Origin of the sequence: Streptomyces sp. MnatMP-M17, from assembly GCF_900091995.1 — a bacterium.
In the GTDB taxonomy this organism is placed as follows: domain Bacteria; phylum Actinomycetota; class Actinomycetes; order Streptomycetales; family Streptomycetaceae; genus Streptomyces.
In genome coordinates, this window is record NZ_FMDK01001139.1 from 1 (window position 1) to 4947 (window position 4947).

6 protein-coding genes, 1 pseudogene and 1 riboswitch are annotated in these 4947 nt (G+C 69.6%); of the genes and pseudogenes, 5 read left to right on the plus strand and 2 right to left on the minus strand.

Annotation, left to right across the window (positions count from 1 at the left end; all coding sequences use genetic code 11):
- Positions 1–475: pseudogene (locus tag GA0115259_RS36980) on the plus strand (ABC transporter permease); the annotation flags it as partial.
- A 122-nt stretch (positions 476–597) separates the two neighbouring features.
- Here the strand turns inward: GA0115259_RS36980 and GA0115259_RS36985 are convergent.
- Positions 598–948 (minus strand): type II toxin-antitoxin system Phd/YefM family antitoxin, encoded by a 351-nt coding sequence (locus tag GA0115259_RS36985; protein ID WP_093604890.1) that lies wholly within the window; start codon positions 946–948, stop codon positions 598–600.
- Positions 949–1016: 68 nt separating this feature from the next.
- On the opposite strand from GA0115259_RS36985, the gene GA0115259_RS36990 reads away from it, so the two are divergent.
- From GA0115259_RS36990 to GA0115259_RS37000, 3 genes are all read left to right on the plus strand, one after another.
- A complete protein-coding gene (locus GA0115259_RS36990; RefSeq protein WP_093604892.1) occupies positions 1017–1670 on the plus strand; it encodes an ATP-dependent Clp protease proteolytic subunit in 654 nt (217 codons plus the stop codon).
- Positions 1671–1677: 7 nt separating this feature from the next.
- Positions 1678–1986 (plus strand): hypothetical protein, encoded by a 309-nt coding sequence (locus GA0115259_RS36995; RefSeq protein ID WP_093604894.1) that lies wholly within the window; start codon positions 1678–1680, stop codon positions 1984–1986.
- A gap of 303 nt (positions 1987–2289) precedes the next feature.
- Positions 2290–2493, plus strand: a riboswitch (cyclic di-AMP (ydaO/yuaA leader).
- A 3-nt stretch (positions 2494–2496) separates the two neighbouring features.
- The gene (locus GA0115259_RS37000) at positions 2497–2970 is read left to right on the plus strand and encodes a C40 family peptidase (protein WP_093604896.1); all 474 of its coding nucleotides are present in this window, start codon (positions 2497–2499) and stop codon (positions 2968–2970) included.
- A 304-nt stretch (positions 2971–3274) separates the two neighbouring features.
- Here GA0115259_RS37000 and GA0115259_RS37005 read toward each other — a convergent pair whose 3' ends face one another.
- Complete coding sequence (locus GA0115259_RS37005; protein WP_093604898.1) at positions 3275–3706, minus strand: ATP-binding protein; 432 nt, start codon at positions 3704–3706, stop codon at positions 3275–3277.
- Positions 3707–3968: 262 nt separating this feature from the next.
- Here GA0115259_RS37005 and GA0115259_RS37010 point away from each other — a divergent pair, with 262 nt between their 5' ends.
- Positions 3969–4823, plus strand: a complete 855-nt coding sequence (locus tag GA0115259_RS37010) for a helix-turn-helix domain-containing protein (RefSeq protein ID WP_093604900.1) — start codon at positions 3969–3971, stop codon at positions 4821–4823.
- Positions 4824–4947 lie beyond the last annotated feature (124 nt).

Sequence of the window (4947 nt, forward strand, 5' to 3'; positions counted from 1 at the left end):
GGCGGCGCTGGTCGGAATCGCCGCCACCGCGGTGGCGGACAGCTGGCTGGGAGCGCTCACCGGTGACTGGTGGACGGAGGCCGGGGCGATCGGGCTGACCGTCCTGGCCATCGGCGCGGGAGCCGCCGGCTTCGCCGCGCTGATCGGACAGCCCGGGCTCGGCCTCGGAGGCCTGCTGATGGTGCTGCTGGGCAACCCGTTCTCGGGAGTGACGAGCGCGCCCGAACTGCTGCCGGAGCCCGCCGGGCTGATCGGCCAGTGGCTGCCGCCGGGTGCGGGCGGTTCACTGATCCGTTCGGTCGCCTTCTTCGACGGCGCCGGGTCCGCGGCCTCGGTCCTGACGCTCTCGCTCTGGGCGGTGCTCGGTCTCGCGGCGGTGCTGGTGGGCGCGCGCGTCCGACGACCGGGCCCCGCCGCCATGGAGAACCACCGCACCGCGGAACCGGCCCCGGCCGGCCAGGTCCTGGCCGGCTGAGCCCGGCCGGCTGTGCCCAGTCGGAGTCCGGCAGATCCCGGAACAGGCCGCGCGCCCCCGCTCCAGCGGACGGGGACGCGCGGCCTTTCCGTACGCCCTCGTCCACCCCCGCCTACGCGCGCCTACTCGCGCGCGGGGCCGTGGTGCTCCGAGCGGTGCCCGGGACGGGACTCGGGGCGGGTCTCGGAGCGGAGTTCGGGACGGTGCTCGGAGCCGTGCTCGGCCGCGATGCCGAACCGCCGCCGTTCGCCCGGAGCGGACGGCACGGAGCGGATCGTGGAGACCGCGCTGATCACCCGTTCCTCGGCCGCCTCCTGCCCGCTTTCGAGTCGTTCCAGGTCAGCGGCGGAGACCAGGGCGACGAGCGGCTTTCCGTGCCGGGTCACGACCACTCGCTCACCGCCGTACACGACACGGTTGATCAGATCGGCTAGCTCGGCTCGGGCTTGCGTCACCGGAATCTCGTAGGCCATGGTTCCATCATAACTGTCTGTACGTCCTGTACATTTTTTACAGGGCCGTGCATGAGGAGAGGTCCGCCATGAATCGCCCTTCGGCCCGCTATGTCCTGCCCGAGTTCACCGAGCGGACGACCAACGGGACCCGCACCCTCGATCCGTATTCCAAGCTCCTGGAGGAGCGGATCATCTTCCTCGGCACCGCTGTCGACGACACCGCGGCGAACGATGTGATCGCGCAGTTCCTCCACCTTGAGTACGCCGCGCCCGACCGGGACATCTGTCTCTACATCAACTCGCCCGGCGGCTCGATCAGCGCCATGTCCGCGATCTACGACACGATGCAGCTCGTCACCTGCGATGTGGAGACGACCTGTCTCGGGCAGGCGGCCTCGACCGCCGCCGTACTGCTCGCGGCCGGCACCCGGGGAAAGCGGATGGCGCTGCCCGGCGCGCGTGTCGTCCTCCAGCAGCCCGCCATCGAGGAGCCCGTCCGGGGCCAGCCGTCCGATCTGGTGATCCATGCGGAAGAGCTGCTGCGGCTGCGTGCCGTGCTCACGTCGCTGCTCGTACGGCACACCGGCCAGGGCGAGCCGCGAATCGCCGAGGACATCGAACGGGACCGGATCTTCACCGCGGCCGACGCGAAGGCGTACGGTCTGATCGACCACGTGGTCCAGAACCGTAAGACGTCTCTCGGCCCGACACACCCCTTCGGCTCTCCAGGCAGGAGGTGACACGCCGATGCTGCCACCGGAACTGCCCCCGCTGCCCGCGCTGACCCGCGCCGAGGGAGATCTCGTCGACAGCTACCTCCATGTCCTCAATCTGCTGGGCCGGATCAACCCGGCGCGCGGCTCGGACACCTACAGCGCACTGCGCGCGGCCCAGGCGCTGCCGGCGCAAGCGGTCGCGCTGCGGGACGCCCTGACGGCCATGCATATGCGCGGTGAGACCGAACTGCACGCGGCGACGCTCGCCCGTGCGCTGCGGGTGCTCGACGGCGAGCGACGCGCCGGGCGCGTCACGATGCCCCCCGAAGACACGACTTGAGCCCGTTTCCGTTCCCGTACGGACGCGTCCGTACGGGAACGGCTGGGCCTTTCGAGGGACGGATCTTCTGGACGCGCCGGGGGACGCAAGTTGCGCGAAGCGGCCGGACGCGGGAAGCAGCCCTCAACTGCCGTGCAGGTACGGCCCTCATCGTGGTCCGGGAGCCGGGTACGACACACCGCTTGGCCACCCGTACGGATCAGACGTGACGAACTTCACATAACGTCGTTGCGCCTCGGAAATCATCTGATTACGCGTCAAGATCCCTGGGACGACAAGCCCCCACCATCCACGGCGGGGCGGTCCGGGCGGACGCCGAGTCCTGCCGCCGTTCCGGATGTCTGGTCGACAGGAGTGGATCGGCAGGAGTGGAGGACCCGAGCAGTACGGGACGGCAGCGTGTTCATGCGTGAACCGTCTCTTGGGGTGAAGCCGCTGACGCGGCCGGGCATCTTCGCCTGTCCGAACCCGACAGGTCATCCTTCACAGGCGGCTGACGAAGGGTTGCGCATGAATGCGCAGACATATGTCCCGTCTCTGCTGTCCCGGGCCGGTGCCGTATCGGTCCTCACCCTCGCTACGGTCGGGGGGACGATACTGGCACCGGGCGCCACGCCCGAGGCCCATGCCGCCGCACGCGCCGTCAAGGCGCTCCGGGTGGCCGCCTCCAAAGAAGGCTCGCCGTACCAGTGGGGGGCCACCGGACCCCATCGCTTCGACTGCTCGGGCCTGACGCTCTACTCGTTCAAGAAGGCCGGCAAGACGCTCCCGCGCACCGCTCATCAGCAGTACAACGGGACCCGCCATATCTCGGCGTCCCACCGGCGCAAGGGCGACCTGGTGTTCTTCCACTCAGGTGGCTACGTCTACCACGTCGGTATCTACGCGGGCCGCGGGAAGATCTGGCACTCGCCCAAGACCGGTGCCCTGGTGAGGCTCGAACGGATCTGGTCCCGGAGCGTCATGTACGGCCGGGTGAACTGAGCGTGGCACGCCTGGACCGGCCGGTGCGCGCCCGGCCGGTCCAGGACGGACCTCCGCGCCACCTCCGGCCCGCCCGGGCCGGCGGACAAGGAACCGCCATACAAGGAATACGGGCGGCCCGTCCCAGGCCGCCTCGGAACATCCCGTGTCCCGTCCCCGGCCAGGACGGGACACGGCCGACACGCCCGGCTACCGGACGCGCCGGCCCGTCCCCGCGGTCTCCCGCCATCTCCCGTCGTCTCCCGCTGTCCCCGCCGGAAGGCAGGACGCGGGACGCGTACGGGCGTCCCGCGCCGCGTGACGGTCAGCTCTGGACCGGGACCGTCCAGGGCAGTGCGATCCAGACCGTCTTGCCGCCCTCCGGAGTCGGCGTCACGGACACCTCTCCGCCGCCCTCCGCCGCCAGTGAGCGGACGATCACCATGCCCCGGCCGTTGTCCTGCTGCACGGCCGCCGGCAGCCGCTGCGGCCAGCGCGGATGACTGTCGGTGACTCCGACGCGGAGCTGTTCGTACCGGTCGAGCACGATCTCCACGGTGAACGTGGGCGACTGGCCGAAGGTGTGCTGCACGGCGTTGGTCGCCAGCTCCGAGACGATCAGCCGCACGGTGTCGGCCGTCTCCGCCCGGCCCGGCAGACCCCACTCCGTCAACAGGTCCGCGACATATCTTCGCGCCGCCGGTACCGACGCGGGATCGCTCGGCAGCGTGATGGATGCTTCCTGATGATCTGCCATGGCGACGCCGTCCCTTTCCCGCCGGACCTGACTCCTCCGCAGTGCGGATGACTGCGCGGACGGCCTCGGACTGTGCTCAGCGTGCCACTCATCCTGCCGTTCACACGGCCGATCCACCGAGATCTGCATATATCTGTCGCCCGAAGTGGTGAACTCTGCTACGCGAGACCGTATTTGGGCGGCGAAAAGATAACTTCTCCGCCGCGGCGCCCTTGGCGCGTACGGGACGCTTATCGGAGCGGTTCGGCGAAGGGATCTATTCATGCGGCATATTCCGGCGGTACGCCGGCGCAGGCTCGGGGAGGAATTGCGCGGACTGCGCCAGCGGGCGGGACTGACGAGCGGCGAGACGGCGCGGCTGCTGGGCTGGCACCAGTCGAAGGTGAGCCGTATCGAGACGGGCGTCAGCGGAGTCAAGGACAAGGATCTGGAGGCACTGCTCGACGCCCTGGGCGTCGGCGATCCCCAACTGCGCACGCTGCTGGGCGCCTTGGCGGGCATCGCGGACGGCGGTCCGGGATGGTGGAAGGCGTACGGCGGTGTGATCCCGCCCCGCTACCGGGACTTCATCAGCCTGGAGTCCCAGGCGTCCACGGCCCGTACGCTGGAGACGTCGGTGATGCCAGGCCTGCTCCAGACGCCCGACTACGCGCGGGCGGTGACCAGCGCGGCGCTCGACGGTCTGCCCGCCACGACGGTCGACTCCCTGGTGGAGGTACGGCTCGCCCGCCAGGAGGTGCTGCACTCCGCGACACCGCTCGAACTGCACGCCGTACTCGACGAGGCCGTGCTGCGGCGCGAGGTGGGCGGTCCCGGAGTGATGCGCGGTCAGCTACGGCGGCTGTCCGAACTGGCCCGGCTTCCACAGGTCTGTCTTCAGGTGCTTCCGTTCACCGCGGGCGGCTATGTCGGGCTCACCGGCCCTTTCGTTGTCTTCTCATTCCCGCACATTACCGATCTGGATTTGGTCGTTCTCGACCATTTGACGAATAGCCTCTATCTGGAGCGGAAAGAAGACCTTGAGGCGTACTGCGCCGCGTTCCGCACGATGCAGGCGCATGCCCTCTCGCCCGAAGAATCATTGGATCTCATCGCCGGGATCGGTGACGGCGCGTAGGGAGCATCATGGCCGCTTACCTCGCACAGCCCCCTGTCCAGACTCCATCCTCCACCCCCCTCACACCCCCCACCCCAACTACGACTTCCCCGGTGGCACCTGTGGCCCCCCCCCCCCCCCCGCG

Bases quoted from the DNA above. Each gene is read 5' to 3' on its own strand.
- GA0115259_RS36985 (WP_093604890.1), bottom strand. From the start codon at position 948: ATGGCCTACGAGATTCCGGTGACGCAAGCCCGAGCCGAGCTAGCCGAT.
- GA0115259_RS36990 (WP_093604892.1), top strand. From the start codon at position 1,017: ATGAATCGCCCTTCGGCCCGCTATGTCCTGCCCGAGTTCACCGAGCGG.
- GA0115259_RS36995 (WP_093604894.1), top strand. From the start codon at position 1,678: ATGCTGCCACCGGAACTGCCCCCGCTGCCCGCGCTGACCCGCGCCGAG.
- GA0115259_RS37000 (WP_093604896.1), top strand. From the start codon at position 2,497: ATGAATGCGCAGACATATGTCCCGTCTCTGCTGTCCCGGGCCGGTGCC.
- GA0115259_RS37005 (WP_093604898.1), bottom strand. From the start codon at position 3,706: ATGGCAGATCATCAGGAAGCATCCATCACGCTGCCGAGCGATCCCGCG.
- GA0115259_RS37010 (WP_093604900.1), top strand. From the start codon at position 3,969: ATGCGGCATATTCCGGCGGTACGCCGGCGCAGGCTCGGGGAGGAATTG.